Genomic DNA, 25282 nt, shown 5'->3' with positions numbered 1-25282 from the left:
CCGGTCCACCCCAGACCGGACACGACCGAGTAACAATCCGGAAACCCCGTCGTTGCCTCGTGGGCGCGCTCCCATGACACGTGTCCGCATCTTTTCAGGAGTGGCGATTTCTGTCACGCTGGAGGTAGGTATAGAAGAATTTCAACATTGGAGGTTCTGGATGCGTAAGCGATGGCTCAGCCTGCTCGCGACCGGTCTGCTGGCCGTGGGCGCGCTGCTTCCGGCGGCCCCGGCGATGGCCGCGCCGACGTTCAAGGTGCCGTTCCCCTGCGGGCAGTCCTGGTCCGGCCAGACCCGGACCGGCCACAGCCCGGCGTACGCGATCGACTTCAACCGCACCGACGACCTCGGCGACCCGGTGGTCGCCAGCGCGCCGGGCACCGTCGACCGGGTCACGGACCTCGGCGGGACCAGCTACGGCAAGTACGTCCGGATCGACCACGGCGGCGGCTACAGCACCTACTACGCCCACCTCAACGGCTTCAACGTCTCCGTCGGGCAGACCGTCGGCTACGGGAAGGTGATCGGCTGGGTCGGCAGCACCGGCGGCTCCACCGGCCCGCACCTGCACTACGAGCAGCGGCTCAACGGCAGCGACATCCAGGTCCGTTTCAACGGCGCGCTCGCCCTCTACTGGGGGACGAAGACCTACACCAGCGACAACGGCTGCGGCAGCACCACCGGCTCCGGCACGGTCAACACCAGCGGGACCCCGCTGACCGTCCGCTCCGGCCCCGGCACCGGCTACGAGGCGGTGGGCACCGTCGCCGACGGCACCCGGGTGACCATCTACTGCCAGACCAGCGGCACCACCGTCACCGGCACCTACGGCACCAGTTCGATCTGGGACCGGATCGGCAGCGGACGCTACATCGCCGACGCGTACGTCTACACCGGCCACGACGGCTACATCCCCAACGTGCCCCGCTGCTGAGCGCGGGACGGGGCCCCGGGACCGCCCGGGGCCCCGTCATCCGGCACACGCCGGGAGCGGCCACCCGCGGACAGCACGACGCCGGGGTCGTCGGGTCCGGATGCTCCCGTCGGGAGGACGGAGTTCCGGTCTCGACGACCCCGGCGGGTCCCGGTCGGCGGCGGACGGCCGCCACGTCAACTGAAGATGCTCACACCACCCGGCCCGACCAGCAGGCCCACCACGATGAGGACGATGCCCCACAGGATCTGCCGGCGGAACAGCGCGAGGATGCCGGCGACCACGAGTACGACTGCGAGAATCCAGAGAATCAGCTCCATGGTTGCTGGATACCCGAGCCGCCGACGCGGGAAACCTCCAGTTGATCGAGGTGGTCGCCCAGGTGGAAGACGCTGTAGGCCTGCTTGATCACGGGGTGGGCGACGTTGCGGACGCGTACCCCGCCCGGCGTGGTGCCCCGCTCGGTCCCGGCGTGCGCGTGCCCGTGCAGCGCCAGCGCGGTCGGTGCCGAGTCGATCGCCTGACCGAGCTGGTACGACCCCAGGAACGGGTAGATCTCCAGCGGCTCGCCGGCGAGCGTGTCCGGCACCGGCGAGTAGTGGGTGAGCGCCACCAGCACGTCGCAGTCCAGCCCCCGCAGCGCCGCGGCCAGCGCGTCCGCGCTCCCGGTGGTGGTCCGGACGAACGCCTTCATCTCCGGCTCGCCGAAGTCGCTGGCGCAGCGCCCGGCGAACCCGCCGCCGAACCCCTTCACCCCGGCGACGCCCAGCCGGCCGCCGGCGCACTCCAGCACGACGCCGTCGCCCTCCAGGACCCTGATCCCGGCGTCCTCCAGCACCGTGACCACCTGCGGCACCTGGTCGCACTGGTGGTCGTGGTTGCCGAGCACGGTCACCACCGGCACGCCCAGTCCGCCGAACTCGGTGGCCACGCACCGGGCCTCCGACTCCGTCCCGTGCCGGGTCAGGTCACCGGCGAGCAGCAGCACGTCGGCGTGCTCGGGCAGCTCCTCCAGCGCCGGCCGGAACCGGCCGACCACGTCCTCGTCCAGATGCACGTCACCCACGGCGGCGATCCGGATCACCATGGCACCTCCTCAGGGCAGTTGCTCGATCTCCGTGGGCGCCTGCGCGCGGATCACCCCGATGTCGCTGGTGATCGGCACGTCCGGGAAGCGCTCGGCCACCCGGCGCAGGATCTCCTCCCGCCGGTGCGGGCTCTCCACCTCGCCGTACAGCACGAGGCCGCGTTCCCGGCGGACCACGGTGATCCCCTGCTCGGCCACGTCCGGGTCCTCGGCGAGCAGCCGGTGTACCTCCGCCTCGACGTACTCGTCGGGCGGCCCGGTGGCGACGTCGCGGTGCTCGGTCACGGTGTCCCCTCTCCCTGCGGGGTGCCGGAGTACGGCACCACGTCCAGCCGGTCCAGCAGCACCAGGAACGCCTCCGCGTACGGCGAGTGCTGCGTCTCCTTGCGTACCCGTTCCCAGTCGATCTGCTCCCGCAACGAACGGGCGAGCGGCAGGCCCCGGGCGAAGTCGCAGTAGTGCTGCGAGAAGCTGAGCAGCTTGTGCACCATCAACTGGGTGGCCGAGAGCACCGGCATGTGGATCGCGTCGACCGGCCGGACCATCGTGTCGGCGAACGTCTCCTCGGTCACCGGCGTCTCGATGGGCCGGTGGATGAGGTCGACCATCCGCCCGTCGTCGAAGACCTTGACCAGCCAGTCCTCGGGCGGGCGCTCGGCCGTGAAACCCGCCGCGACCAGGGCCTCCAGGGCGCGTTCCACGTCGACCTCCCGGATGAGGAAGTCGACGTCGTGCTCGCTGGAGTGGCCGCCGTGGGCGTACACGGCGAAGCTGCCGCCGAGCGCGAAGGGAATCTCTTCCTGCTTGAGCACGGCGGCGACCTTCTTCAGCGTGTGCACCAGGCTCTCGTCCCCGCGCTCGGCCATTGGCGTCTCCCGTCGATGGTGGTAGGCGGCTGATCCAACTCCGGTACCCGGCATCCCGGGGGGCCACACCTGGCAGGAGGCGCGGGTGGGGTCAACCGGGAGCAGACGGTACAAATCTCCGGCAATGCGAGCGCGAGTCGGATAGCCTGTGCAGGGTGTCCAGATCACCGGAGGCACGGCGCGGCAGGGCCCGATTGCGCGCCGTCGCCCTGATCGGCATCGACGGCTCGGGCAAGACCACCCAGGCGCACCGGCTCGCCGACGCGCTCACCGCGGCGGGACACCCCGCCACCTATCACCGCAACGCGGGCGGGCGCCGCTGGCTCGGCCGCATCGCGCACCGCCTCGGCCGGCCGGACGCCCAGCGTCTCGTCGGGCGCGCCGGCATGCTCGCCGTGGAGTCCGTGCTGCGCTGGCTCGCCATCGCCGCCGCCCTGCTCGGCTGCCTGGCCACGGGCCGGATCGCGGTCATGGACCGCTACTCCGCCTGCCAGTACGCGAGCATCCGCGCCCACGGGGGCCAGCGCTGGGAGCGGCTCGCCCGGGTGGGCTACCGGGTCTTTCCGCGGCCGCAGCTGACCTTCCTGCTGACCGTCGACCCGGCCGAGGCGTACCGGCGGATCGAGCAGCGCGGCACCGACCACGAGAGCATGCGGTACCTGACCGCCGCGGACGCCGCGTACCGGGCGCTGCCGGAGCATCCGACCTTCGTGGTGGTCGACGCCGGGCGCCCGCCGGAGGAGGTGTCCCGGCAGATCAGGGGCCACCTCGCCGGCTGGCTCGACGCCGCCGACGGGCGCGACGGCCCGTCCCACGCGGTGGCCGGCCCCGCCGTCGTGGCCGCGCCGGCCGTGGAGCCGGTCGCGGCGGGCCGCCTGGCCGGCTGACCCCGCCGGGCCTGACCGGCCGACTGGACGCGGGCGACCGGGCCGGTCAGGCGCGGCCGTAGACCGGGATGCTCGCGCCGCTGGTCGGCGCCGACTCGTCGGAGGCGAGGAAACGGACCACCGGCGCGATCTCGGCCGGCGTGACCCAGCGCGAGTGGTCGGCGGTGGGCTGGGCCGCGCGGTTCGCCGGGGTGTCGATGACGCTCGGCAGCACCGTGTTGCAGCGCACCCCGGCCGCCCGGTACTCCACGGCCACCGCGTTCGCGAAGGCGAGCACGGCTGCCTTGGCGGTCACGTAGCCGGCGGCGCCGGGGAAGGGGGCGACGGCCGCACGGGAGGACACGCAGACCACCGCGCCACCGCCGGCCGCGACCAGGCGCGGCAGCGCCGCCCGGGTCACCAGCCAGGTCGGTCGCAGGTTCACCGTCAGCATCCGGTCGAACTCCTCGACCGGGGTCTCGTGCACCAGCCCGCCGCCGGCGTACCCGCCGACGAGGTTGACCACCGCCCGCAGCGGCGCCGCGGGATCGTCGGCGGCCGCGGCGACCGCCCGCTCCGCGTCGGCCGGGTCGGTGAGGTCCGCGACCAGCCGGACCGGAGCGCCCGCCGCCGGCTCCGTCGCCGGCGGTCGCTCCCGCCCGGGTACGACCACCCGCCACCCCGCGTCGAGGAAGGCGGCCGTGACCGCCCCGCCCAGTCCGCCCGTTCCGCCGGTGACCAGCACACTGCGATCCGCCATGCGCCACACGCTAGTGCCGGCCCGGCCCCGGCGCCGCCCGCCGGGAGGTCGTCCCGGAGGCGTGGGGCGCCCGGGCCCGGGCGCCGCCGCGGTGACGGGGCATCGCGGAAGGCGGAGAGGTGGCATGGTCTTTTCGGAGACGGTGGCCGACGGCGGCCGACCGGCAGGGCCGGGCCGCCCTCCCGGGGAGGCGACGGCACCGGGGGAGTGGCACCCTGAGCAGATCCGGCGGTCCCGGCGGGCGGTGTTTTCCCCAACACGTGGAGTCATGGTTGACGCTCACGCCTCATGAAAGTAAGTTTCATCCGTGGCGAAGAGTCCGAAGATTTCTGCGAGTCACGAGCCGGGTGGACTGATCGTCCACATCAGCGGCCTGCTCCCGTCGTTGTCGCCGGCTGAGCAGCGGGTCGCCCGGCTGGTCGTCGCCGACCCGGCCGGCGCCGCGCGTCGGACCATCACCGACCTCGCCACCGCCGCCGAGACATCCGAGGCGACCGTCATCCGGTTCTGCCGGTCGGTCGGCATGGACGGCTACCCACAGCTGCGGATCCGGCTCGCCGCCGAGGCCGCCCGCCGGGTCGAGCCGCCGGACGCCCGGGTCGTCGGCGGTGACATCCCGCCCGGCGCCGACCTCGCCCAGATCATCGCCACCATAGCGTTCAACGACGCGCGCGCCGTCGAGGAGACGGCCGAGCAGCTCGACCCGGCGATCTGCGAGCAGGTCGTCGAGGCCATCGCGGGCGCGGGCCGGATCGACGTCTACGGTGCCGGCGCCAGCGGCTTCGTCGCCTCGGACTTCCAGCAGAAGCTGCACCGGATCGGCCGCACCGCCTTCTACTTCCCGGACGTGCACACCGCGCTGACGTCGGCCGCGCTGCTCGGTCGGGGTGACGTCGCGGTCGGCATCTCGCACACCGGCACCACCTCAGACGTGGTCGAGGTGCTGGAGCAGGCCCGGGCCCGGGGCGCCGCCACGGTGGCGCTGACCAACTTCCCCCGCTCGCCGATCACCGAGGTCGCCGACTTCGTGCTCACCACCGCGGCCCGCGAGACCACCTACCGTTCCGGCGCGATGGCGAGCCGGCTCGCCCAGCTCACCGTCGTCGACTGCCTCTTCGTCGGGGTGGCGGCGCGTAACCGGTCGCGGGCCCGCAAGGCCCTCGAGGCGACCGCGGAGGCAGTCCAGTCGCACCGGGTCGGCTCGGGACGGAGGCGGGCATGACGGCCGGCGCGGTGGAACCGCAGGACGTGACCACCCCGATGGCGGCCCGTCCGGTGATCCGGGTCGGCGCGCCGACGGAGCGGCGCAATCCACACAGCGTCGACCTCGACCTGATGTCGACGCGGGACGTGCTCTCGGTGATCAACGAGGCGGACCGGCGGGTGCCCGGCGCGGTCGCGGACGTCCTGGACGAGATCGCCGCGACGGTGGACCTGGCGGTGGCCGCGCTGCGCGGCGGGCACCGGGTGCACTACTTCGGCGCCGGCACCTCCGGCCGGCTCGGCGTGATCGACGCCGCCGAGCTCGCCCCCACCTTCAACTCGCCCCGGCACTGGTTCTGCGCGCACATCGCGGGCGGGCCGGAGGCCATGTGGCGGGCGGTCGAGGACGCCGAGGACGACGACCGGGGCGGGGCGGCCGAGGCCGCCGACTGCGTACGCGCCGGCGACCTCGTGGTCGGACTCGCCGCGAGCGGGCGCACGCCGTACGTCCTGGGGGCGCTCGCCGCGTCCCGGGCCAAGGGCGCCTCGACCGTGCTGCTCTGTGCCAACCCGGAGGCGGAGGCCGCCCGGTCGGTGGACGTCTTCATCGGCGTGGACACCGGACCCGAGGTCGTCACCGGGTCGACCCGGATGAAGGCGGGCACCGCGCAGAAGCTGGTGCTCAACACCTTCTCCACGGCAGCCATGGTGCGGCTCGGTCGGGTCTACTCGAACCTGATGATCGACATGGTGGCCACCAACGCCAAGCTCCGTGGCCGGATGATCTCGATCCTGATGGAGGCCACCGGCTGCTCCGAGGAGATCTGCCGGCGGGCCCTCGGCGAGGCCGACGGCGACATGAAGACCGCGCTGGTCTCGCTCGTCTCCGGGGCCGAGGTGTCGGCCGCGCGGGCCGCCCTCGCCCGCTCCGCCGACCAGGTCCGAGGCGCCCTGGCCCTGCTGGCCTCCTGACCGCGGCGCCCGCCGTCGCCCTCCGGCCCAGCCACGCCTCCATCCCGTCCCCGCGTCACCCCTGACCTCACCCGGCCGCCCGTACCAAGCCCGTTGCCCGAGTCACCCCGCACCTCGCCCGCCGCCACGTCACAGCGTCTCGCGTCGCCGGCCCACCCCTGGGCAGCGCCGCACCGCCTCCCGTTCGCCCCTCCGTGCGAGCTGCGTCACGTGCCGGGCATAGATCCGGGGCGCGGATTGTTCATCGGGGGGTGGGGTATTACCACGGGCGTGGATGAACCGACCGGTCCACGGGCGCGTATCTGGCAGTGACCAGGATCGCAGCGCTGCGGTGAGCCGGGTCGCTGTGCCACCGGGGTGGGCGATGTTGCCATGGACCGGGGGAAACGGCGACGCGTCGACCCGCCGACCCTGCGTGGTGCCCATCGGAGCGCCGCCACACGGGGTGCTGACAGCAAACGTGGACCGTGCTCTCAGCGGATTATCAGGCATTCGTGACACTTTCGACTCACGACATGGAATCCCCGACGCGTCTCATCTGTTGTGTAGGTGTCAGCACCGGTGGGCACAGCGGAAGTTACGGGGGAGGGCTGATGGACGTGGGGATGGCAAGGAACCGGGCAACCGGCGCGAGCGAGGGGACCGTGGGCAACGTGGACAAGAACATCGGCATGCGAACCGACGAGGTTGCCGAGGAGCGCGACCTGGTCGGCGTCTACCTTCACGAGATCTCCCGGACGCCACTGCTGGACGCCGCCAAGGAGGTCGACCTCTCCAAGGCCATCGAGGCCGGCCTCTACGCCGAGCACCTGCTCGGCGAGGACCGCGTCCCCGCCGGTGCCGACCGGGAAGACCTGGAGCGGCTGGTCGCCGAGGGTGAGCGGGCCAAGGACCTGTTCATCCGCGCCAACCTGCGGCTGGTCGTGTCGATCGCCCGCCGCTACGTCCGCTCGGGCATGCCCATGCTGGACCTGATCCAGGAGGGCAACACCGGCCTGGTGCGGGCGGTCGAGAAGTTCGACTACGAGCGCGGCTACAAGTTCTCCACCTACGCGACCTGGTGGATCCGTCAGGCCATCAGCCGGGCGATCGCCCAGCAGGAGCGCACGGTGCGCCTGCCGGTGCACCTGGTCGAGGACGTCAACCGGATGCGCAACGTGGCTCGGCAGCTCACCCGCGAGCTGGGCAGCGACCCGGAGCCGGAGCAGATCGCGGCGGCCCTCGGGGTCACCGTCGAGCGGGTCAACGAGCTGGTCCGCTGGTCGCAGGACACGGTGTCGCTGGACACCCCGGTCGGCGACGACGGCGACACCAACCTCGGTGACCTGGTGGCCGACAGCGACGCCCCGTCGCCGGAGGAGATCGTCCTCACCGGCCTGGAGCGGCAGCGGATCGAGGGCCTGCTCAACCACCTCGACGACCGGTCGGCCGGCATCATGCGGGCCCGCTACGGGCTGGAGGACGGCCGTGAGCACTCCCTCACCGAGGTGGCCTCGCGGTTCTCGCTCTCCCGGGAGCGGATCCGGCAGCTGGAGATCCAGGCGCTCGGCCGGCTCCGCGAGCTGGCCCGCGCGGAGGGGCTGCAGGCAGCCTGAGCTGGTAGGAATGACGGCGAACGGCCGGCGTCCGATAGGGGGACGCCGGCCGTTCGCCGTCTGCGGGTGCGGTCAGCGCACCCGGCCGTAGCCCTGGATGGGCATCAGGTTCATGCCCCGCTTGAGCACGTTGCGCCCCGCGCTCGGGGCGTCGATCACCTGGCCGCCGCCGACGTAGAGCGCGACGTGCCCGAGCCCGCGGTAGAAGACCAGGTCACCGGGGCGCAGCTCGCCCCTGCTGATGTGGGCGACCGCGCCCCACTGCATGCGGGCGTTGTGCGGCAGCGACTTCCCGGCCGCCCGCCAGGCCGCCGAGGTCAGGCCCGAGCAGTCGTAGCCGTTCGGTCCGTCGGCGCCCCAGACGTACGGCTTGCCGAGCGCGCCGTAGGCGTACCGGACGGCGACGCCGGCCCGGCCGGAGACCGCGGGAGCGCCGTCCGCGCTGTCGGGCCGGGCGGCCGGCTTCTCGGTGGCCCGGCCGTACGCCTGGCGGCGCAGCTCGTAGAGCTCGGCCAGGTCGCGCTCGATCCGCTTCTTCGCGGCGGTCAGCTCGCGGGCCTGGGCGGCCTGCCGACCGAGCGTGACGTCCAGCCGGGTCTTCTCGGCGAGCAGGCGGCGCTGGTCGTTGGTGAAGGTGGCGATGGTCTCCTGCCGCTGCCGGGTGAGCCGGTCGATCATGTGCAGCCGGTCCAGCAGGGTGTCGGAGCCGCCGGGACGCAGCAGCGCCTCGGTGGTGGACAGGTGGCTGCCGGTCTTGTATGCGGTCACCGCCAGCTCGCCGACGTCCGCCCGGCTCCGCTCGGCCTGCTGCTCCAGCGGCCCGATCCGGTCCTGCACCCGGGTCACGGCGGCCTGGTTCGCCTTCATCTCCTCGCGGAGCTTGTTGTACGCCTCGACGACGTGCTCCAGCTCGGTGGAGGACTTCTCGATCCGCCGGGTCAGCTCGGCGGGTGTGGGTTCGGCCCGGGCCGGCACCGCGGGCGCGACCAGCGTGGCCGTCACCGCGGCGACCACCAGGGCGCGCAGCGTGTTCCTGAGGGACGACAAGAGCGGAAGGCTCCTCTCCCAGCACGCCGCCGCGGGCTGCTGAGGCCCTCGGCGACACCGGGCCGGTGCAGTCCTGGTGGACGGCGGTCGACCGGCCGGCCCGGACAACGTAACCCGGGGCAGGAGTCGTCCGCAGTTGAAGCCGGGGCGAATGTTGGCAAAGTGGCGGGGTGTGTCGGTCGCGCCGGTGGGCGTACGTGGCGGCGATCGTGCGCTGTCGCGGGACGGTGCCGCTGATTGTCGTCGATCGGGTGGTACGCGGCTTTCGTCGTTCTGGGCGTATGCCGGCGGAGCCTGGGGCGCTATGACCGACAAGACGGACATGGAGGCCGCTACCCGGCGGCCTTGCCGCCGGCCGCCCGCCGGGGTGGGTGAAAAGCGCCGTATCGGCTGGCACGTGCGCCACACAATGAACCGCGGAGCCGGGAATCCCGTCGACCGGCATTGATGCGATCCGTCGGCGGGAGCCGACCCCGGCACTCAGCCGCGGGAGGTAGCGCAGTGAATCCTCAAGGCGCCACGACACGACAGACGCGGTCACCGGGGGCGACCGGCGGCCGGAACACTCTGCTCTATGCCCGACCCGGGATCATCGTGACCGTCGACCGGTTCACGGTCGGACGCAACAGTTGGCGGGTGACGGAACTGACCCACCTGGAGACCAGCCGCGGGCCGCACGACCGCGTCGCCGTCCGCGCCGTGGTGGTCACGGGCGCGATGCTCGGCGGCGTCGGGCTCCTGCTCGGCTTCACCGGCGGGCTGCAACGGCTCACCGCCGGGGCGTACCTCATCCTGGGCGCCGTCTTCCTGCTGCCGGTGCTGGTCGCGGTGGTGGGGGACCGGTGGCGACCGCCGGCGTACGAGCTGTGGGGCCGGCGGCGCGGCGAGCAGGTGCTGCTGTTCAGCAGCGACAACGAGCGGCAGTTCGGCCAGGTCACCCGGGCCCTGCGCCGGGCCCGGGAGATGAACCGGTACGGCGGCTGGGAGGATCCGCTCGCCTCCGTGGACCCGTGGCGGCCCCGCCGGTAGCTCGGCTCAGCCGGCCACCGGCTCCGGGGTGCGCTCGGCCCGGTCGGCGGTCACCCAGTCGCTGACCCGGCGCTCGGCGTAGAACGAGACGAACGGCACCGTGCCGGCCAGCATGACCAGGACCATCCGCTTCAGCGGCCAGCCGGCCCGGCGGGACAGGTCGAAGGCGGCCACCAGGTAGAGCATGTAGAGGAAGCCGTGCGCCTGGCCCACGGTCTCCACCAGGATCGGGTTGTCGAAGCCGTACTTCATCGGCATGCCGATGACGACCAGCAGGATCAGCGCCACGCCGACGATCCAGGCGATCACGCGGTACCGGGTCAGGGCTGCGCCCACCTTCGTCCGTCCTTCCGCGCCCGGCCTCAGCCGGGGTAGTCACCGGGCTTGGCACCCGGGTTGTCGGTCAACCATTTCAGGTATCGGTTGTAGGCGGTGAGGTCCGCGTCCTCGCCGTCGGCGGCCGCCGCGGGCACGCGGGCGACCCGCACGGGGCGGCGTACGACCGGACGCGCCGGGGCGTCGGCCGGCCGCGACCCGGCGGCGGCCGACGGCTCGTCGGCCGGGGCCTGCGGGCCGCGCAGCGTGTGCCGGACCTCACGCCACCACACGAACACCACGAAGCCGGCGAAGATCGGCCACTCGATCGCGTAGCCCCAGCTGATCGCGTTGCCGGCGGCAGCCCGGCTGACCTGCCACCAGCCCAGCCCCAGGAACCCGACGACCAGCACGACCATGGCCACGTGGCGTGCGATCCACGCCGGGGTCCAGAGCCGCTTCATGGCATCGAGAGTACCGGGGCGGCCCGCGGTCTCCGACGCGGTGTCGTAGTGCGGGGGGATGGTTTGGTGCCACCCGGTGTGGGCATCCGTTTAGACGCCAGCCCAAAACGACCAGGGGGGCGATGATGACCGGATCGATACGGCAGGACGAGTTCGGGAGCCCGGAGCAGCGGATGCCCGCGTGGGACGGCGACCACGTCCACGACATGGCCTCCGGCGAGGCGGACGTCGACGGCGAGCTGCTCGGCGTCGACCCGGCCGAGCTGGGAGACGAGGACCTGATCCGCGAGATGCACAGCCTGCACCGCACCCGGCTGGACACCTTGCGGCACGCGGCCGACTCCGCGCTCGCCAACCACCTGCGGCGCACGGCCGAACTGGAGACCGAGTACCTCGCCCGGCACCCCGGGCGAGAGGTGGACCCCAGCCGCCTGCGGGAGGCGTGATGGCGCACGCCGAGCGCGGGATGTCCGCGCCCCCGGAGGTGGTGTTCAACACCGCTACCGACCCCGACCGGGCGTCGGCCTGGCTGCCCGACCCGCTGCGCGGCGACGGCAGCCCGGCGGAGGAGGTCAGCGCGGAGGAACTGCGGGCCCGGTGGAGCGCCGCCGGGGACTGGTGCGCCGAGATCCGGGTGGACCCGGCCCTGGCGGGCGGCGCCCGGACGCGGCTCGACCTGACCGGCGGGCCGGACGCCGGCCGGATGGCCGAGGAGGCGCTGGACAGCCTCGCCCGCGAGGTGGCCGACAACCTGCAGGCCGGCTGAGCCGGGCCGGCCGACCCGAGGACCGAGGGAGACCGGGGTGACCGACGTGAAGGAGAAGGTGGCGCGGTTACGCCGGGCGTACGCGCCGCACGAGCACCGGCCGCTCGGCGGCTATCTGGTGTCGATGGGTGCCTACGCCGCGGTGACCGGGGCGCTCGCGGGGCTGGTCAGGGCGACCGGCCAGCACGTGCCCGAGCGTCCCGCCACGGCCGACGTGGTGCTGCTCGGCATCGCGACGCACAAGCTCAGCCGGCTGCTGGCCAAGGACGCGGTCACCAGCCCCCTGCGGGCGCCGTTCACCCGCTACGACCGGCCGATCGGCAGCGGCGAGGTGATGGAGCAGGTCCGCGACCAGGGCAGCGGCACCCGTCACGCGATAGGGGAGCTGTTGAGCTGCCCGTTCTGTCTCGCCGTCTGGGTCGCCACCGGGCTCACCGGCGGGCTCGTGCTCTCGCCCCGGCTGACCCGGCTGGTCGCGACCGCGCTGAGCGCCGTGGCCGCCTCGGACTTCCTCCAGATGGCGTACGCGATGGCGCAGCGGGCCGCCGAGGGCCCCGGGCACGACGACTGAGCACGCGAGGAGGCGGAGACGTCCAGGAGGGGGCCGGCGGTGTGCCGGCCCCCTCCGCGATGTCCCGCCCCATCGGTCGGGCCTGCTGGTGCCCCGGTCACGTCGGGGTCGTGCCGTGGTCCTCGCCGGCCCAGCCCCGGGACGCCTCCGGCTCCCGCTCGTCCTCGTCCGCGCCGGTGATGACCTCACGGTCGACGGCGGTCCTGTCGTGCTCGCTGGCGAAGTCGGGTTCCGGCAGGGTGTCCGTGCCCTCGGGGGGTTGACCGAGCGCCGGCAGCTTCCTGTGCTGCTCCTCGTGGTGGGACATCTCGCTCTCCTCACTCCTCGTCGGCCGCCCGTGCCGGGAGGCTGCCGGCCCGCCGTGACGCCACGAGCCGGCCGTACGGGCTGCCGGGGTCGTCAGGTGACCGATCCGCCGAGCAGGTCGGCCGCCTCGTCGACCGCGTACTCGCCCTCGGGCAGCGCGGCGATCCGGGTGAGGAGCTGCGCGGGAAGCTCCGCGGAGACGGCGCGGCGGTAGATGTCCGCCTGGCTGATCCGTTCCTGGCCGCGGTAGAGGTCCTCGAGCAGGTCGTCGAGGCGCCGGATGTCCGGCTCCTCCGCCGCCTCGGTCGGGGGCGCTTCGGTCACGGGTGCGTCGTCGGTCACGTCGGCTCAGCTACCCGCGACCGAATCGGTCAAACGTCACCACGCTGGCCGGCCCGCGCGCCGGACCTGCCGGGCACGGCCAGTCGGGGCAACCGGTGGCGCCCGGTCCCGGACGACTCCCCGGCGCGGGACGTTGGGGGTGTGACGGCGGTCATGGTCGGGGCCGGAACACCGGAGGCGGGGGGCCGGTTGAGTGAGGTGTCGGTGTGTCCAGTGTCCCCGGGCCTCACCCATATTGCCCTCGCGGAGTTCCGTCCGGCTGGAGCCGCGTCGCGCCACTCGCCGAGAGGCGACCTGCACACCGACGCCAGCGCCGCCCCCGAGCCCACAAGGCCCGGGGGCGGCGCTGTCCTTTCTGCCTCTCCCCGGCGTCGACCACGGGATCGGCGGCGAGGTGGATCTCCTCGACTGCCGCCGACCTCGTGATCAACGTCAGGTGGGTGGGTCAGGCGGGAGTGGGGGCGGGGGTGCGGCGGCGGGTGCGGACGGCGGCAGCCAGGTGGGTCAGGACCTCCTCCGTGGTCTCCCAGCCGATGCACGCGTCGGTGACCGACTGGCCGTAGGTCAGCTCGCGGGTCGGGTCGAGGTCCTGGCGGCCGGGGAGCAGGAAGCTCTCCAGCATGATCCCGACGATGCCGCGCTGCCCGGCGTCGAGCTGGGCGGCCACGTCGGCCGCCACCCTGGGCTGGTTGCGGTGGTCCTTGCCGCTGTTGGCGTGGCTCGCGTCGACGACCAGGCGCTCGGGCAGCCCGGCCGCCCGCAGCAGCTCCAGCGCGCCGGCGACCGACTCGGCGTCGTAGTTGGGCCGGCCGCCCCCGCCGCGCAGCACGAGGTGTCCGTCGGCGTTGCCCCGGGTGTGCAGGATCGCCGGGGTGCCGGAGACGTCGATGCCGGGGAAGACGTGCGGCACGCCGGCGGCGCGGATCGCGTCCACGGCCGTGCCGATGCTGCCGTCGGGGCGGTTCTTCATGCCGATCGGCATCGACAGGCCGGAGGCGAGCTGCCGGTGCACCTGGCTCTCCACCGTCCGCGCGCCGATCGCGCCCCACGCCACCGTGTCCGCGATGTACTGCGGGGTGATCGGGTCGAGGAACTCGCAGCCCACCGGCAGGCCGAGGCGCAGCACGTCGAGCAGGAGCGCCCGGGCCGTACGCAGGCCGGTGTTGACGTCACCGGAGCCGTCCAGCCCCGGGTCGTTGATCAGGCCCTTCCAGCCGACCGTCGAGCGCGGCTTCTCGAAGTAGACCCGCATCACCACCAGCAGGTCGTCGGAGACCCGGTCGGCGGCGACGCGCAGCCGGTGCGCGTAGTCGAGCGCGGCGGCCGGGTCGTGCACCGAGCACGGGCCGACCACCACCAGCAGGCGGTCGTCGGCGCGGTCCAGCACCCGGCCGACGGCGCGCCGACCGGCCAGCACGGCCGAGGCGAGCGTGTCGTCCAGGGGTAGCTCGTGGTGCAGCAGGGCCGGGGTGGTCAGCGGCACGACACGGTCGATCCGCTGATCGCTGACCCGATCGGTCTCCGGGGTCGTCACGGTGGGCATCCTTCCGCCGACCGTGCCCCGGGGCCGGTGCCCGGGTACGAGCCGGCTGCTCGTACGCAAAAGGGCAGGAACGAAAGCTCCTGCCCGGCCGGCTCGATGGCGGTGACGTCAGATCATGGTGAAGTCACCGGCGTGCGAGCCGGCTGCCTAAACCATCGATACGAACGCGTCACGCCGCCCAGCGTACCCGACGGCCCGGGAAGGTCCACCCGGTCGTCGGGAAACACTCGCCTCACGTTCACCTCCATCGATGTCTCCAGCGGTAACTTCATCGACATCGACCGCTGTTCATCCGGAGGTTCCGATGGATCGTCGTACCGTCCTGCGCGCCACCGTCGCCGGCGGCGCCGCCGCCTTCTCCGGCAGCCTCTGGGCGGGTGCCGCCGCCCTGGCCGCCCCGGCCCAGCCCGGCACCAGCCCGTACGGGCCGCTCGGCGCCGCCGACGCCCGGGGCATCCAGCTCCCCGCCGGCTTCACCAGCCGGGTCGTCGCGCGCTCCCGGCAGGCGGTGGCCGGCACGGTGTACACGTGGCACGACGCGCCCGACGGCGGCGCGTGCTTCGCCGCCGGCACGGGCTGGATCTACGTCTCGAACTCTGAGATCTCCACCACCGGCGGGGCCTCCGCGGTGCGCTTCGACGCCGACGGGAGCATCGCCTCCGCGTACCGCATCCTGTCGAACACCAACCGCAACTGCGCGGGCGGCGCGACCCCGTGGGGGACCTGGCTCTCCGGGGAGGAGGTCAGTCGGGGGTACGTCTACGAGACGTACCCGCAGGGCGGCCGGGCCGGGGTGCGGCGGACGGCGATGGGCCGGTTCACCCACGAGGCCGCCGCCTGTGACCCGGACCGCCGGGTCGTCTACCTCACCGAGGACGAGACGAGTGGCTGCTTCTACCGGTTCCGGCCGACCACCTGGGGCGACCTCTCCGCCGGCACGCTGGAGGTGCTGGTCGCCGGCACGGGCACCAGCGGCCCGGTGAGCTGGGCGCGGGTGCCCGACCCGGACGGCTCGCCCACCTACACCCGCAACCAGGTCTCCGGGGCGAAGAAGTTCAACGGCGGCGAGGGCTGCTGGTACGCCGACGGCACCTGCTGGTTCACCACCAAGGGCGACAACCGGGTCTGGGCCTACGACGCCGTCAACCAGCGCATCGACCTGGCGTACGACGACTCGCTGGTCTCGGGGACGGCGCCGCTGACCGGGGTCGACAACATCACCGGCACCGCCGGCGGGGACCTCTACGTCGCCGAGGACGGCGGCAACATGGAGATCAACATCATCACGCCGGCCGGGGTGGTCGCCCCCTTCCTGCGGATCACCGGCCAGTCCTCGTCGGAGATCTGCGGACCGGCGTTCTCGCCGGACGGCACCCGCCTCTACTTCTCGTCGCAGCGCGGCACCTCCGGCTCCTCCTCCGGCGGCATCACCTACGAGGTGCGCGGCCCGTTCCGTTCCTGAGCGCGGCCCGCCCGCCGCCGCGCAACGGTCGCGCCCGGCCGGCGGTGACCCCGCGACGGGGGGAGGTCACCGCCGGTCGGGCGCGATCACGTGGGCGTGCCCGTCCACCCGGCGGGGTATGTGGGCGGGCATGAGTGACGAGCAGAGCGACCAGGAACGGGTCGAGTCCCGCGCGCACCTGCTGCCCGAGGAGGCGGCCGTCGGCAGCGAGGACCCGCAGGCACAGGCCGAGGTCATCCTCGAGGAGTCGGACATCCGGGAGGAGGACCGCAACGCCGCGCCGGACACCGTGCTGGAGCGGCGTACCTCCGATCAGACGGTGACCCCCGCCGAGCCCCCCGACTGAGGCACGGCGCCGCGTGCCCGCTGCGAGGCCGGGTAGGTGTGCTCCCGCAGCCAGGCGACGGGGCCTGCCGCCCGCAGCCCCGGCGGCAGGTTGCCGACCGGGTCGAAGGCCAGCGCGGCGTCCTCCCCGGCGCTGAGCTGCCCGCCGAGGGTGACCTGCCCGAACGGCCGCCACGGCCCGACCGCGGACGCGACCGCCAGCACCAGGCGCGGCGCGTCCGTCCGGGCCGCGGCGGCCACCTCGGCCAGGCTGCGACCCAGATCGGGCGACTCCGGGTCGGCCAGCGCGGCCAGGAGGAGCCGGCGCCCGCCCGCCCGGAACGACATGATCGTGCTGTACGTCCCGGCGAAGCGCCGCCGCGGCAGCGGTAGGTGCCGCAGCACCGGCGCGGCCCCGCTGGAGCTGACCAGCAGGTCGAACGGCTGCCCGGCGTCCCGGTGCAGCCGCACGGCCAGCCCCAGCACGTCCGGCCAACTGCCCGGCGTGGGCACGCCCTTGGAGAGGCGGACGGTCGCCCGGAAGCGCCCCGGGTCGTCCAGCAGCGGCACCCCGGCCGGCGGTCCCGGCGTACCCCAGACGGTCACCTCGCCGGCGAAGGAACGGCCCGCCGGGTGCAGCAGGCGGCCCCGGCGGAGCCGGGTCAGGGCGGCGGTCGCGCGGTCGACCGCGACGGCGGCGCGGTCGGTCACGGTGGCGGCAGGCGGCATCCTCCCCCGGTACCCGGCCGCCGACGGTCGATGCCTCGTCCCGGGCGGCGCGTCCCCTTCCGGCCCGCCCGATCGGATAGCGTCGTGCCATGCCCGACAGCGGTTACCCCTGGCCCATCGAGACGACCCGACTGGACAACGGCCTGCGCGTGGTGGTGAGCGAGGACCGCACCGCACCCGCGGTCGCCGTGAACCTCTGGTACGACGTCGGCTCCCGCCACGAGCCCACGGGGCAGACGGGCTTCGCCCACCTCTTCGAGCACCTGATGTTCGAGGGCTCGGTCAACGTGGCGAAGACCGAGCACATGAAGCTGGTGCAGGGCTCGGGCGGCTCCCTCAACGCCACCACCAACCCGGACCGCACCAACTACTTCGAGACCGTCCCGGCCGAGCACCTCGAACTGGCGCTCTGGCTGGAGGCGGACCGGATGGGCGGCCTGGTCCCGGCGCTGACCCAGGAGACGCTGGACAACCAGCGTGACGTGGTGAAGAACGAGCGGCGCCAGCGCTACGAGAACGTCCCGTACGGCGACGCCTGGCTGCGGCTGCTGCCGCTGCTCTACCCGCCCGGGCACCCGTACCACCACGCCACGATCGGGTCGATGGCCGACCTGAACGCCGCTGACCTGGCCACCTTCCAGGCGTTCCACCGGACGTACTACGCGCCCAACAACGCCGTGCTGACCGTGGCGGGCGACGCCCCGGCCGCCGAGGTCTTCGCGCTGGCCGACAAGTACTTCGGCGCGATCCCGCCCCGCGAGGACATCCCGTCCGCGCCCGACGGCCGGACGGTCCCGGCCACCGGGCGGCCTGCCGTGGAGACGGTCACCGGCGACGTCCCGGCGCCCCGCGTCTACGTCGCGCACCGCACCCACCCCTTCGGCAGCCCCGGCTACGACGTGGTGACCGTGCTCGCCACGGTGCTGGGCAGCGGTCGCGGCAGCCGGCTCTACCAGCGCCTCGCCGACGGGGAGCGGATCGCCCAGCCGGACCTCGTCGGGGCGTACGGGGTGGACCTGGCGCACGCCCCCGCGCCGATGATCGCCACCGCCACGGCCCGCCCCGGGGTGAGCGGCGAGCGACTGGCCGCCGGGCTGGCCGAGGTGGTCGACGAGCTGGCCACCGTGCCGGTCACCACCGCCGAGCTGGACCGGGCCAAGTCCCTGCTCAGCACCATGTGGTGGCGGCAGATGTCGACGGTGGAGGGCCGGGCGGACACGCTCGGGCGCTACACCACCCAGTTCGGCGACCCGGCGAAGGCCGCGGAGCGGCTGCCGGCCTGGCTCGCGGTGACCGCCGAGCAGATCGCCGAGGCCGCCGCCGAGGTGCTCGCCGCCGACGACCGGGTGACCCTGACCTACCTGCCCGAGGAGAAGCCCTGATGACGCTGATCACCGACCGACCCGGGCCGGGCGTCGCCCGCCCCTACCGGTTCCCGCAGGTGGTCCGCCGCGCGGTGGCCGGCGGCCAGGTCGTCGCCGCGCACCTGCCCGGGCAGAACCTGGCCGTGGCGCTGCTGCTGCTCGACGCGGGCGCCGGGCGCGAGCCGACCGGCAAGGAAGGGCTCGGCGGGGTGCTCGCCAAGGCCCTGGAGGAGGGGACCGCGCAGCGCGACGCGACCGCGTACGCCCTGGCGATCGAGGCGCTCGGCACCGAGCTGGTGACCGGGCTGGACTGGGACTCCTTCCAGGTCAGCGTGCAGGTGCCGGTGGAGCGGCTGCACGCCGCCGTGGAACTGCTCGCCGAGGCGGTCCGCACCCCGAAGCTGGATCCGGAGGACGTCCGGCGCGTCCGCGACGACGAGGCGACCGCGCTGCGGATGGACTGGGCCAACCCCGGCCCCCGCGCCGACGCGGCGCTGCGCGCGGACCTGTTCGGCGCCCAGAACCGCTGGGGTCGCCCCATGTACGGCGACCCGGACTCGGTCGCCGGGCTGGACGTCGAGGACGTCACCGTCTTCCACTCCGAGTGGTTCATCCGCCCCGGCACCCTGGTCGTCGCCGGCGACCTGGACCGGCTCGACCTGGACGCGCTGGGCGCGGCGGCGTTCGCCGGCACCGGCGGCGGTCCGGTCGACCGGGGCGGCCCGATCGAGGTGCCGACCCGCCCCGGCCGGCGGATCATCCTGGTGGACCGCCCCGGCTCGGTGCAGTCCACGCTGCGGCTGGGCCACCCGTCGCCGCACCGCGCCCACCCCGACCACGTGCCGATGGCCCTCGCCGGCACGGTGCTCGGCGGGGCGTTCACCTCCCGGCTCAACCACCTGATCCGCGAGGTGCACGGCTACACGTACGGCATCCGGGGCGACTTCGCCTCGTCCCGGCGGTTCGGCCGGTTCGCGGTCAGCTCCGGAGTGCAGACGGCCGTCACCGCGCCGGCGCTCGTCGAGGCGGTCGGCGAGATCACCCGTACGCAGGAGACCGGGGTGACCGAGGAGGAGCTGGCGGTGGCGCGCTTCTGGCGGGCCGGGCAGCTCTCGGTCGAGTTGCAGAGCCCCCGGGCGATCGCCTCCGCGCTGACCACCCTGGTCGTGCACGACCTGCCGGACGACTACCACGCCCGGCTGCGGGAGTCGCTGCTCGCCGCCGACGTGACGCAGGTCTCCGCGGCAGCCGCCACCCACCTGCGCCCGGAGGCGCTCACCCTGGTGGTGGAGGGCGACGCCGCGGTGATCCGCGACGAGCTGGTCGCCACCGGCCTGGGCGAGGTCGTCGACGCCGCCCCCTGACCGCTGCCCCCGGCCCGGGGGTGGCCCGCGATGTGATGTCGGTCGCGGTCGGGGCGGGGCGGGTGCTCCGACACGGGCCGGTCGGCCGGCGGCAATGCTCCGGCGGGGCGGGGTCGGGACCCCGGATCTTCTCGCCGCGGGTGCGATCGGGCGGTGACGTTCCGGGCGGGTGGCCGCCCCGGGCGCGCCTCGGCTGCCGCCCGGCCCGGCGTGACGTCCGTCCGCGCGGTGGGAAAGCGTTCCCGGCCGCGGGCCCGGGCTGGGTAGCCTCGCGGGCATGAGGATCGGCATTGTGGGGGCCACCGGCCAGGTCGGTGGCGTGATGCGGCAGGTGCTGGCGGAGCGGGAGTTCCCGGCGGAGCAGGTGCGGTTGTTCGCCTCGGCGCGGTCGGCCGGGCGCACCCTGCCCTTCCGGGGCGGCGAGGTGACGGTGGAGGACGCGGCCACCGCCGACTACGCCGGGCTCGACATCGTGCTCTTCTCGGCCGGCAAGGGCACCGCCAAGGAGTTGGCGCCCCGGGTCGCCGCGGCCGGTGCCGTCGTCATCGACAACTCCTCGGCGTTCCGGACGGACCCGCAGGTGCCGCTGGTCGTCGCCGAGGTCAACCCGCACGCCGCCGCCGTACGCCCCAAGGGGATCATCGCCAACCCCAACTGCACCACGATGGCCGCGATGCCGGTGCTGCGCCCGCTGCACGCCGAGGCGGAGCTGGTCGGCCTGGTCGTCTCGACCTACCAGGCGGTCTCCGGCGCCGGCCTGGCCGGCGTGGCCGAGCTGGACGAGCAGGTCCGCAAGGTCGCCGAGCACGCCACCGGGCTCGCCTTCGACGGCGCGGCGGTGGAGTTCCCCGCCCCCCGCTCGTTCGCGCGGCCCATCGCGTTCAACGTGCTCCCGCTCGCCGGCTCGATCGTCGACGACGGCTCCTTCGAGACCGACGAGGAGCAGAAGCTGCGCAACGAGAGCCGCAAGATCCTGGAGATCCCCGGGCTGAAGGTCTCCGGCACCTGCGTCCGGGTGCCCGTCTTCACCGGCCACTCGCTCCAGATCAACGCCCGGTTCGCCCGTCCGGTCACCCCGCAGCGGGCCCGCGAGCTGCTCGACGGCGCGCCCGGCGTGGCGCTGAGCGACGTGCCGACGCCGCTGCAGGCCGCCGGTCAGGATCCGACCTACGTCGGCCGGATCCGCGCCGACGAGACCGTCGAGCACGGGCTCGCCCTGTTCTGTTCCAACGACAACCTGCGCAAGGGCGCCGCGCTCAACGCGGTGCAGATCGCCGAGCTGGTCGCCGCCGAGCGCCGCTGACCGACGCACGTACGACGGGCCCCGCCGACCTCGGCGGGGCCCGTCGTGTGGGCGCCCCTGGGGCGTACGCCGTGGTTCGATGGGGGCATCGGGACGGTCGAGCGGGAGGATGCCGTGGCGGACGACGAGACCCGGCGGGCGTTGACGGACCTGATCGCCGGTCACCGGCTCGGGGTGCTGGCCACCCTCAGACGGGACGGCCGGCCGCAACTGTCCACCGTCATCTACGCCTTCGACCCCGTGTCGGCGGTCATCCGGGTCTCGGTGACCGACGGCCGGGCGAAGACGGCCAACCTGCGCCGGGATCCCCGGGCCAGCTTCCACGTCAGTAGCGACGACGGCTGGGCGTACGCGGTGGCGGAGGCGCGCGCCGAGCTGACGCCGGTGGCCGCCGACCCGGACGACGCGACCGTGGCGGAGCTGGTCCACCTCTACCGGACGGTGCAGGGCGAGCACCCGGACTGGGCCGACTACCGGCGGGCGATGGTCGCCGAGCGCCGCCTCGTGCTCCGGCTGCACGTCGAACGCCTCTACGGCGCCCCGCCGCACGGCTGAGCCCGCCCGGGCGGCGGCCCGGGACGACATCGCGGACCTCCCGTTCGTCGTCGGTCGTCCGGCGCGGCGGCCGGGCCGGGCACCGGGGGCCTCCTCGGATCGTGTTCGCGTTACCCCGCTCGGCCGGCGGGTAGACGGCCTGTGCCGACACCGAGAGGGGAGCACCATGACAACGGTCGGAGAGTTCATGACGACCCGGTTGGTGACGATGGACGGCAACGACACGCTGACCGCCGCGGCGCAGGAGATGCGCGACAGCGCCATCGGCGACGTGGTGGTGACCGACGGCGACGATGTCATCGGCATCGTGACGGACCGGGACATCACGGTCCGGGGCGTGGCGGAGAACATGGACCCGAACACGACCCCGCTCAACCGGATCACCTCCAAGGACGTGATCACGGTGAGCCAGTACGACGACGCGGTGGCCGCCGCCGACCTGATGCGGACCTACGCCGTGCGCCGGCTGCCGGTCATCGACAACGGGCGGCTGGTGGGCCTGGTCTCGATGGGTGACCTCGCCGTGGAGCGGGAACCGCAGTCGGTGCTCGCCGACATCAGCGCCGACGAACCGAACAACTGACTGTCCGCCGCGGCGCGCCGGCTCCCGTCCCGGGGGCCGGCGTCGCGGTCCGCGCGGGCGGCGGGCGGGCCAGCCCGGCAGCGGCGCGAGCGTCGCCGCCCGCCCCGACACCTCCAGGCGTACGCCCCCGGCCAGGCCGGCCTGCTGGAAGAGCGACCCGGAGACGTGCCGGGCGCCGCACGGGCCGCAGTCGTACGTCAGCTCGGCCGGCACCCGGTCGCTCACCGCGCGGCTCGCCTCGCCGCGGGCCGTCGGTGCCGTCACCACCTCGGCGAACGCGCGCGCCGCGGCCTCGAACGCGGCACCGACCTCCGCTCCCGACCCGCCCTGCCGGGAGGCTACCGCGGGGTACGACCCCGGCGGCGCACCCGCCTCACCCGATCCGGGCGAGGTTGACCCGGCACGGGACGGGGACCCCGTTCGGGACATGACCGACGGGGAGGAGAGGACCCGATGGTGGACGCGACGACGAGGTTCTTCGAGGACCTCGACCGGCGGGAGTACGAGCCCCTGCTGGACAAGTCCTCCGGGACCCTGCGCCTGGACCTGCACGAGGGGGCGCAGACGACGCACTGGCTGGTGCGGATAGACCGGGGCCGGGTCCGGGTGAGCCAGGAGGACCAGGACGCCGACACGGTGGTCGGCACCACCCCGGCGCTCTTCGAGGACCTCGCCACCGGGCGGGAGGACGGGATCGCGGCGCTGCTGCGGGGCGACCTGACGGTGTCGGGGCAACTCCGGCTGCTGGTGCAGTTGGAGCGGCTCTTCCCCGGCCACCCGGACGCCCGCGGCCCCCGCCGGCGTTTCCAGGGTCAGCGGGAGGTGCGGTGATGGCGCGGAACAACACGATCCGGATCCTGGACGGCAGCACCTTCGTCGTGTCGGAGGACACCGGGGACATCGAGGCCACGCCGAGCGAGCCGACCGGATTCTTCTCCCTGGACACCCGGTTCCTGTCCACGTGGGTGCTGACGGTGAACGGGGAGCGGCTCACGCCGCTGTCGTACGACGACCTCCAGTACTACGAGGCGCGGTTCTTCCTGGTGCCGGGGATGGCGACGCACTACATCGACGCCAAGCTGTCGATCATCCGGGAGCGGACGGTGGGGGGCAGCTTCCAGGAGCAGCTCACCATCCTCAACCACGACGAGAAGCCGGTCGACCTGGAGATCAGGATGGACGCGGCGTCCGACTTCGCCGACCTGTTCCAGGTCAAGGACGAGATCCTGAACAAGAAGGGCGAGATCTTCACGGAGGTCGAGACCGACCGGCTGCGCCTGGGCTACCGGCGGGGCAACTTCAGGCGGGAGACGACCATCTCCGCGTCCCCGCCGGCCCGGTACGACCGCAACGGCTTCGCCTACACGATCCACCTCGAACCCAACCAGAGTTGGGAGGCCCAGATCGAGGTCGGCACCTTCGCCGGCGCTCAGGGCGGCCGGGACCTGCGGATGGGGCTGGGGGCGCACGGCGACGAGCGGCTCGCCCTCCAGCACGACCTGGAGGAGTGGATCGCCAAGGCGCCCAAGGTGAACAGCCAGCACGACCAGGTCGCCGCGACCTACCGGCGCAGCCTGATCGACCTGGCCGCGCTGCGCTTCTCGCCGCTGTCGCTCGGCGGGGCGTCACTGCCGGCCGCCGGCCTGCCCTGGTTCATGACCATGTTCGGCCGGGACAGCATCCTGACCTGTCTGCAGACGCTGCCGTTCACGCCGGACCTGTCGAAGACCACGCTGCGGATCCTGGCCTCCCTCCAGGGCACCCGGTTCGACGACTTCCGGGACGAAGACCCGGGCCGGATCCTGCACGAGATGCGGTACGGCGAGACTGCCGCCTTCGAGGAACAGCCGCACTCGCCGTACTACGGGTCGGTGGACGCCACCCCGCTGTTCCTGGTGCTGCTCGACGAGTACGAGAAGTGGACCGGCGACGTCGAGCTGGTCATGGAGTTGGAGCGGGAGTGCCGCGCCGCGCTGAAGTGGATCGACGACTACGCCGACCTGGTCGGCACCGGCTACATCTGGTACGAACGGCGCAACACCGACACCGGCCTGGAGAACCAGTGCTGGAAGGACTCCTGGGACTCCATCTCCTACCGGGACGGCACGCTGCCGCCGTTCCCCCGGGCCACCTGCGAGGTGCAGGGGTACGCGTACGACGGGAAGCTGCGGGCCGCCCGGCTGGCCCGGGAGTTCTGGGGTGACCCGGAGTTCGCCGACCGGCTGGAGCGGGAGGCGGCGGCGCTGAAGGAACGGTTCAACCGGGACTGGTGGGTGGAGGACGGCGAGTACTACGCGCTGGCGCTCGACCCGGACGGCCGCCAGTGCGACGTGCTGAGTTCCAACATCGGCCACCTGCTGTGGAGCGGGATCGTCGACCACGAGCGGGCCGAGAAGATCGCCCACCATCTGGTCGGGCCCCGGCTCTTCACCGGCTGGGGGGTGCGGACGCTGGCCGAGGGGGAGGTGCGCTACAACCCGGTCGGCTACCACAACGGCACGATCTGGCCGTTCGACAACTCGTTCATCGCCTGGGGCCTGCGTCGGTACGGCTTCGCCGAGGAGGCGGCGGTCATCGCCAGCGGCATCCTCGACGCGAGCACCTACTTCCAGGGCCGGTTGCCGGAGGCGTTCGGCGGCTATCCCCGGGAGCTGACCAAGTTCCCGGTGGAGTACCCGACGGCGTGCAGCCCGCAGGCCTGGTCGACCGGCACGCCGCTGCTGCTGCTGCGGACGATGCTCGGCCTGGAGCCGCACGAGGGGCACCTCGCGGTGGACCCCCGCCTGCCGATCGGGATGGGCCGCATCGAGGTGCTGGACATCCCGGGCCGGTGGGGCCGGGTGGACGCGTTCGCCCGGGGCCGCCTCGACATGCACCGGCTCACCGAGTGACGACCGGTCCCCGCCGGGCGGGCGACCCGGCCCGTCCCACC

30 protein-coding genes are annotated in these 25282 nt (G+C 73.6%); 18 read left to right on the top strand and 12 right to left on the bottom strand.

The window, feature by feature from the left end:
• The first annotated feature begins 160 nt into the window (after positions 1 to 160).
• Positions 161 to 934, top strand: coding sequence for a peptidoglycan DD-metalloendopeptidase family protein (locus tag ACGF5G_RS09850; protein WP_393260890.1), 774 nt, complete (start codon positions 161 to 163; stop codon positions 932 to 934).
• A gap of 176 nt (positions 935 to 1110) precedes the next feature.
• On the opposite strand, the gene ACGF5G_RS09845 is transcribed toward ACGF5G_RS09850, so the two are convergent.
• Genes ACGF5G_RS09845 through ACGF5G_RS09830 form a run of 4 tightly spaced genes read right to left on the bottom strand, consistent with a single transcriptional unit; the run spans position 1111 to position 2941 of the window.
• Positions 1111 to 1254 carry a GPGG-motif small membrane protein gene (locus ACGF5G_RS09845; RefSeq protein ID WP_018786997.1) on the bottom strand — a complete coding sequence of 48 codons (144 nt, stop codon included), beginning with the start codon at positions 1252 to 1254 and terminating at the stop codon, positions 1111 to 1113.
• Positions 1245 to 2021: a metallophosphoesterase gene (locus tag ACGF5G_RS09840; RefSeq protein WP_393260888.1), complete on the bottom strand. Its 777-nt coding sequence runs from the start codon at positions 2019 to 2021 to the stop codon at positions 1245 to 1247. The genes ACGF5G_RS09845 and ACGF5G_RS09840 overlap by 10 nt, the downstream gene beginning before the upstream one ends.
• A gap of 9 nt (positions 2022 to 2030) precedes the next feature.
• Entirely contained in the window at positions 2031 to 2306 is a 276-nt protein-coding gene (locus ACGF5G_RS09835; RefSeq protein WP_393260885.1) for a hypothetical protein, read from the bottom strand.
• Positions 2303 to 2941, bottom strand: a complete 639-nt coding sequence (locus ACGF5G_RS09830) for a nucleotidyltransferase (RefSeq protein ID WP_393260883.1) — start codon at positions 2939 to 2941, stop codon at positions 2303 to 2305. Before ACGF5G_RS09830 ends, ACGF5G_RS09835 begins: the two co-directional genes overlap by 4 nt.
• A 101-nt stretch (positions 2942 to 3042) precedes the next feature.
• Here ACGF5G_RS09830 and ACGF5G_RS09825 point away from each other — a divergent pair, with 101 nt between their 5' ends.
• Positions 3043 to 3774 carry a dTMP kinase gene (locus ACGF5G_RS09825; RefSeq protein ID WP_393260880.1) on the top strand — a complete coding sequence of 244 codons (732 nt, stop codon included), beginning with the start codon at positions 3043 to 3045 and terminating at the stop codon, positions 3772 to 3774.
• Between the two features lie 46 nt (positions 3775 to 3820).
• Here ACGF5G_RS09825 and ACGF5G_RS09820 read toward each other — a convergent pair whose 3' ends face one another.
• The gene (locus ACGF5G_RS09820) at positions 3821 to 4513 is read right to left on the bottom strand and encodes an SDR family oxidoreductase (RefSeq protein ID WP_393260878.1); all 693 of its coding nucleotides are present in this window, start codon (positions 4511 to 4513) and stop codon (positions 3821 to 3823) included.
• 307 nt (positions 4514 to 4820) lie between these two features.
• Here ACGF5G_RS09820 and ACGF5G_RS09815 point away from each other — a divergent pair, with 307 nt between their 5' ends.
• From ACGF5G_RS09815 to ACGF5G_RS09805, 3 genes are all read left to right on the top strand, one after another.
• Positions 4821 to 5735, top strand: coding sequence for a MurR/RpiR family transcriptional regulator (locus ACGF5G_RS09815; RefSeq protein WP_393260876.1), 915 nt, complete (start codon positions 4821 to 4823; stop codon positions 5733 to 5735).
• Entirely contained in the window at positions 5732 to 6688 is a 957-nt protein-coding gene (gene murQ, locus ACGF5G_RS09810) for an N-acetylmuramic acid 6-phosphate etherase (protein WP_393260873.1), read from the top strand. Before ACGF5G_RS09815 ends, murQ begins: the two co-directional genes overlap by 4 nt.
• A gap of 605 nt (positions 6689 to 7293) precedes the next feature.
• Positions 7294 to 8283, top strand: a complete 990-nt coding sequence (locus tag ACGF5G_RS09805; RefSeq protein ID WP_357699892.1) for a sigma-70 family RNA polymerase sigma factor — start codon at positions 7294 to 7296, stop codon at positions 8281 to 8283.
• Positions 8284 to 8355: 72 nt separating this feature from the next.
• On the opposite strand, the gene ACGF5G_RS09800 is transcribed toward ACGF5G_RS09805, so the two are convergent.
• Positions 8356 to 9330 (bottom strand): NlpC/P60 family protein, encoded by a 975-nt coding sequence (locus ACGF5G_RS09800; protein ID WP_393260870.1) that lies wholly within the window; start codon positions 9328 to 9330, stop codon positions 8356 to 8358.
• 447 nt (positions 9331 to 9777) lie between these two features.
• Between ACGF5G_RS09800 and ACGF5G_RS09795 the strand changes: the two genes are divergently transcribed.
• A complete protein-coding gene (locus ACGF5G_RS09795; protein ID WP_393260868.1) occupies positions 9778 to 10359 on the top strand; it encodes a DUF6232 family protein in 582 nt (193 codons plus the stop codon).
• Between the two features lie 6 nt (positions 10360 to 10365).
• On the opposite strand, the gene ACGF5G_RS09790 is transcribed toward ACGF5G_RS09795, so the two are convergent.
• Positions 10366 to 10695 carry a DUF3817 domain-containing protein gene (locus ACGF5G_RS09790; protein WP_393260866.1) on the bottom strand — a complete coding sequence of 110 codons (330 nt, stop codon included), beginning with the start codon at positions 10693 to 10695 and terminating at the stop codon, positions 10366 to 10368.
• A 26-nt stretch (positions 10696 to 10721) separates the two neighbouring features.
• Positions 10722 to 11138 (bottom strand): hypothetical protein, encoded by a 417-nt coding sequence (locus ACGF5G_RS09785; protein ID WP_393260863.1) that lies wholly within the window; start codon positions 11136 to 11138, stop codon positions 10722 to 10724.
• Positions 11139 to 11260: 122 nt separating this feature from the next.
• Between ACGF5G_RS09785 and ACGF5G_RS09780 the strand changes: the two genes are divergently transcribed.
• Genes ACGF5G_RS09780 through ACGF5G_RS09770 form a run of 3 tightly spaced genes read left to right on the top strand, consistent with a single transcriptional unit; the run spans position 11261 to position 12475 of the window.
• Positions 11261 to 11584: a DUF6158 family protein gene (locus ACGF5G_RS09780; RefSeq protein WP_393260861.1), complete on the top strand. Its 324-nt coding sequence runs from the start codon at positions 11261 to 11263 to the stop codon at positions 11582 to 11584.
• The gene (locus tag ACGF5G_RS09775; protein WP_393260858.1) at positions 11584 to 11904 is read left to right on the top strand and encodes a hypothetical protein; all 321 of its coding nucleotides are present in this window, start codon (positions 11584 to 11586) and stop codon (positions 11902 to 11904) included. Before ACGF5G_RS09780 ends, ACGF5G_RS09775 begins: the two co-directional genes overlap by 1 nt.
• A 37-nt stretch (positions 11905 to 11941) precedes the next feature.
• On the top strand, positions 11942 to 12475 hold the full coding sequence (locus ACGF5G_RS09770; RefSeq protein ID WP_393260855.1) for a DUF1360 domain-containing protein: 534 nt from the start codon (positions 11942 to 11944) through the stop codon (positions 12473 to 12475).
• A 97-nt stretch (positions 12476 to 12572) separates the two neighbouring features.
• Here ACGF5G_RS09770 and ACGF5G_RS09765 read toward each other — a convergent pair whose 3' ends face one another.
• The 3 genes from ACGF5G_RS09765 to ACGF5G_RS09755 form a co-directional block, all read right to left on the bottom strand.
• Entirely contained in the window at positions 12573 to 12782 is a 210-nt protein-coding gene (locus ACGF5G_RS09765; protein WP_393260853.1) for a hypothetical protein, read from the bottom strand.
• Between the two features lie 92 nt (positions 12783 to 12874).
• Entirely contained in the window at positions 12875 to 13123 is a 249-nt protein-coding gene (locus ACGF5G_RS09760; protein WP_393260850.1) for a hypothetical protein, read from the bottom strand.
• 445 nt (positions 13124 to 13568) lie between these two features.
• Entirely contained in the window at positions 13569 to 14666 is a 1098-nt protein-coding gene (locus tag ACGF5G_RS09755; protein WP_393260848.1) for a 3-deoxy-7-phosphoheptulonate synthase, read from the bottom strand.
• Positions 14667 to 14970: 304 nt separating this feature from the next.
• Between ACGF5G_RS09755 and ACGF5G_RS09750 the strand changes: the two genes are divergently transcribed.
• Together ACGF5G_RS09750 and ACGF5G_RS09745 are read left to right on the top strand one after the other, a co-directional pair.
• The gene (locus ACGF5G_RS09750) at positions 14971 to 16128 is read left to right on the top strand and encodes an alkaline phosphatase PhoX (protein ID WP_393260847.1); all 1158 of its coding nucleotides are present in this window, start codon (positions 14971 to 14973) and stop codon (positions 16126 to 16128) included.
• A 130-nt stretch (positions 16129 to 16258) separates the two neighbouring features.
• A complete protein-coding gene (locus ACGF5G_RS09745) occupies positions 16259 to 16474 on the top strand; it encodes a hypothetical protein (RefSeq protein WP_393260845.1) in 216 nt (71 codons plus the stop codon).
• On the opposite strand, the gene ACGF5G_RS09740 is transcribed toward ACGF5G_RS09745, so the two are convergent.
• Complete coding sequence (locus ACGF5G_RS09740) at positions 16441 to 17181, bottom strand: phosphodiesterase (RefSeq protein WP_393260843.1); 741 nt, start codon at positions 17179 to 17181, stop codon at positions 16441 to 16443. The genes ACGF5G_RS09745 and ACGF5G_RS09740 overlap by 34 nt on opposite strands.
• 89 nt (positions 17182 to 17270) lie before the next feature.
• Here ACGF5G_RS09740 and ACGF5G_RS09735 point away from each other — a divergent pair, with 89 nt between their 5' ends.
• From ACGF5G_RS09735 to ACGF5G_RS09705, 7 genes are all read left to right on the top strand, one after another.
• Entirely contained in the window at positions 17271 to 18563 is a 1293-nt protein-coding gene (locus ACGF5G_RS09735) for a M16 family metallopeptidase (RefSeq protein ID WP_393260840.1), read from the top strand.
• Positions 18563 to 19909 carry a M16 family metallopeptidase gene (locus ACGF5G_RS09730; RefSeq protein WP_393260837.1) on the top strand — a complete coding sequence of 449 codons (1347 nt, stop codon included), beginning with the start codon at positions 18563 to 18565 and terminating at the stop codon, positions 19907 to 19909. The genes ACGF5G_RS09735 and ACGF5G_RS09730 overlap by 1 nt, the downstream gene beginning before the upstream one ends.
• A 277-nt stretch (positions 19910 to 20186) precedes the next feature.
• Positions 20187 to 21212 carry an aspartate-semialdehyde dehydrogenase gene (locus tag ACGF5G_RS09725; protein ID WP_393260834.1) on the top strand — a complete coding sequence of 342 codons (1026 nt, stop codon included), beginning with the start codon at positions 20187 to 20189 and terminating at the stop codon, positions 21210 to 21212.
• 87 nt (positions 21213 to 21299) lie between these two features.
• Complete coding sequence (locus ACGF5G_RS09720) at positions 21300 to 21767, top strand: PPOX class F420-dependent oxidoreductase (protein WP_393261650.1); 468 nt, start codon at positions 21300 to 21302, stop codon at positions 21765 to 21767.
• A 166-nt stretch (positions 21768 to 21933) separates the two neighbouring features.
• Positions 21934 to 22350, top strand: coding sequence for a CBS domain-containing protein (locus tag ACGF5G_RS09715; protein WP_363704678.1), 417 nt, complete (start codon positions 21934 to 21936; stop codon positions 22348 to 22350).
• 453 nt (positions 22351 to 22803) lie between these two features.
• Entirely contained in the window at positions 22804 to 23181 is a 378-nt protein-coding gene (locus ACGF5G_RS09710) for an SCP2 sterol-binding domain-containing protein (RefSeq protein WP_350708581.1), read from the top strand.
• The gene (locus ACGF5G_RS09705) at positions 23181 to 25241 is read left to right on the top strand and encodes a glycogen debranching N-terminal domain-containing protein (RefSeq protein WP_357699859.1); all 2061 of its coding nucleotides are present in this window, start codon (positions 23181 to 23183) and stop codon (positions 25239 to 25241) included. The genes ACGF5G_RS09710 and ACGF5G_RS09705 overlap by 1 nt, the downstream gene beginning before the upstream one ends.
• Positions 25242 to 25282 lie beyond the last annotated feature (41 nt).

Origin of the sequence: Micromonospora sp. NPDC047730 (assembly GCF_043204765.1) — a bacterium.
Classification (GTDB): Bacteria; Actinomycetota; Actinomycetes; order Mycobacteriales; family Micromonosporaceae; genus Micromonospora.
This window is presented reverse-complemented; position numbering and strand designations above follow the sequence as displayed.

Bases quoted from the DNA above. Each gene is read 5' to 3' on its own strand.
- murQ (WP_393260873.1), top strand. From the start codon at position 5,732: ATGACGGCCGGCGCGGTGGAACCGCAGGACGTGACCACCCCGATGGCG.
- ACGF5G_RS09840 (WP_393260888.1), bottom strand. From the start codon at position 2,021: ATGGTGATCCGGATCGCCGCCGTGGGTGACGTGCATCTGGACGAGGAC.
- ACGF5G_RS09780 (WP_393260861.1), top strand. From the start codon at position 11,261: ATGATGACCGGATCGATACGGCAGGACGAGTTCGGGAGCCCGGAGCAG.
- ACGF5G_RS09805 (WP_357699892.1), top strand. From the start codon at position 7,294: ATGGCAAGGAACCGGGCAACCGGCGCGAGCGAGGGGACCGTGGGCAAC.
- ACGF5G_RS09730 (WP_393260837.1), top strand. From the start codon at position 18,563: ATGACGCTGATCACCGACCGACCCGGGCCGGGCGTCGCCCGCCCCTAC.
- ACGF5G_RS09845 (WP_018786997.1), bottom strand. From the start codon at position 1,254: ATGGAGCTGATTCTCTGGATTCTCGCAGTCGTACTCGTGGTCGCCGGC.
- ACGF5G_RS09740 (WP_393260843.1), bottom strand. From the start codon at position 17,181: ATGCCGCCTGCCGCCACCGTGACCGACCGCGCCGCCGTCGCGGTCGAC.
- ACGF5G_RS09775 (WP_393260858.1), top strand. From the start codon at position 11,584: ATGGCGCACGCCGAGCGCGGGATGTCCGCGCCCCCGGAGGTGGTGTTC.
- ACGF5G_RS09785 (WP_393260863.1), bottom strand. From the start codon at position 11,138: ATGAAGCGGCTCTGGACCCCGGCGTGGATCGCACGCCACGTGGCCATG.
- ACGF5G_RS09850 (WP_393260890.1), top strand. From the start codon at position 161: ATGCGTAAGCGATGGCTCAGCCTGCTCGCGACCGGTCTGCTGGCCGTG.
- ACGF5G_RS09735 (WP_393260840.1), top strand. From the start codon at position 17,271: ATGCCCGACAGCGGTTACCCCTGGCCCATCGAGACGACCCGACTGGAC.
- ACGF5G_RS09745 (WP_393260845.1), top strand. From the start codon at position 16,259: ATGAGTGACGAGCAGAGCGACCAGGAACGGGTCGAGTCCCGCGCGCAC.
- ACGF5G_RS09830 (WP_393260883.1), bottom strand. From the start codon at position 2,941: ATGCCGGGTACCGGAGTTGGATCAGCCGCCTACCACCATCGACGGGAG.
- ACGF5G_RS09750 (WP_393260847.1), top strand. From the start codon at position 14,971: ATGGATCGTCGTACCGTCCTGCGCGCCACCGTCGCCGGCGGCGCCGCC.
- ACGF5G_RS09820 (WP_393260878.1), bottom strand. From the start codon at position 4,513: ATGGCGGATCGCAGTGTGCTGGTCACCGGCGGAACGGGCGGACTGGGC.
- ACGF5G_RS09715 (WP_363704678.1), top strand. From the start codon at position 21,934: ATGACAACGGTCGGAGAGTTCATGACGACCCGGTTGGTGACGATGGAC.
- ACGF5G_RS09710 (WP_350708581.1), top strand. From the start codon at position 22,804: ATGGTGGACGCGACGACGAGGTTCTTCGAGGACCTCGACCGGCGGGAG.
- ACGF5G_RS09725 (WP_393260834.1), top strand. From the start codon at position 20,187: ATGAGGATCGGCATTGTGGGGGCCACCGGCCAGGTCGGTGGCGTGATG.
- ACGF5G_RS09755 (WP_393260848.1), bottom strand. From the start codon at position 14,666: ATGCCCACCGTGACGACCCCGGAGACCGATCGGGTCAGCGATCAGCGG.
- ACGF5G_RS09795 (WP_393260868.1), top strand. From the start codon at position 9,778: ATGCGATCCGTCGGCGGGAGCCGACCCCGGCACTCAGCCGCGGGAGGT.
- ACGF5G_RS09705 (WP_357699859.1), top strand. From the start codon at position 23,181: ATGGCGCGGAACAACACGATCCGGATCCTGGACGGCAGCACCTTCGTC.
- ACGF5G_RS09765 (WP_393260853.1), bottom strand. From the start codon at position 12,782: ATGTCCCACCACGAGGAGCAGCACAGGAAGCTGCCGGCGCTCGGTCAA.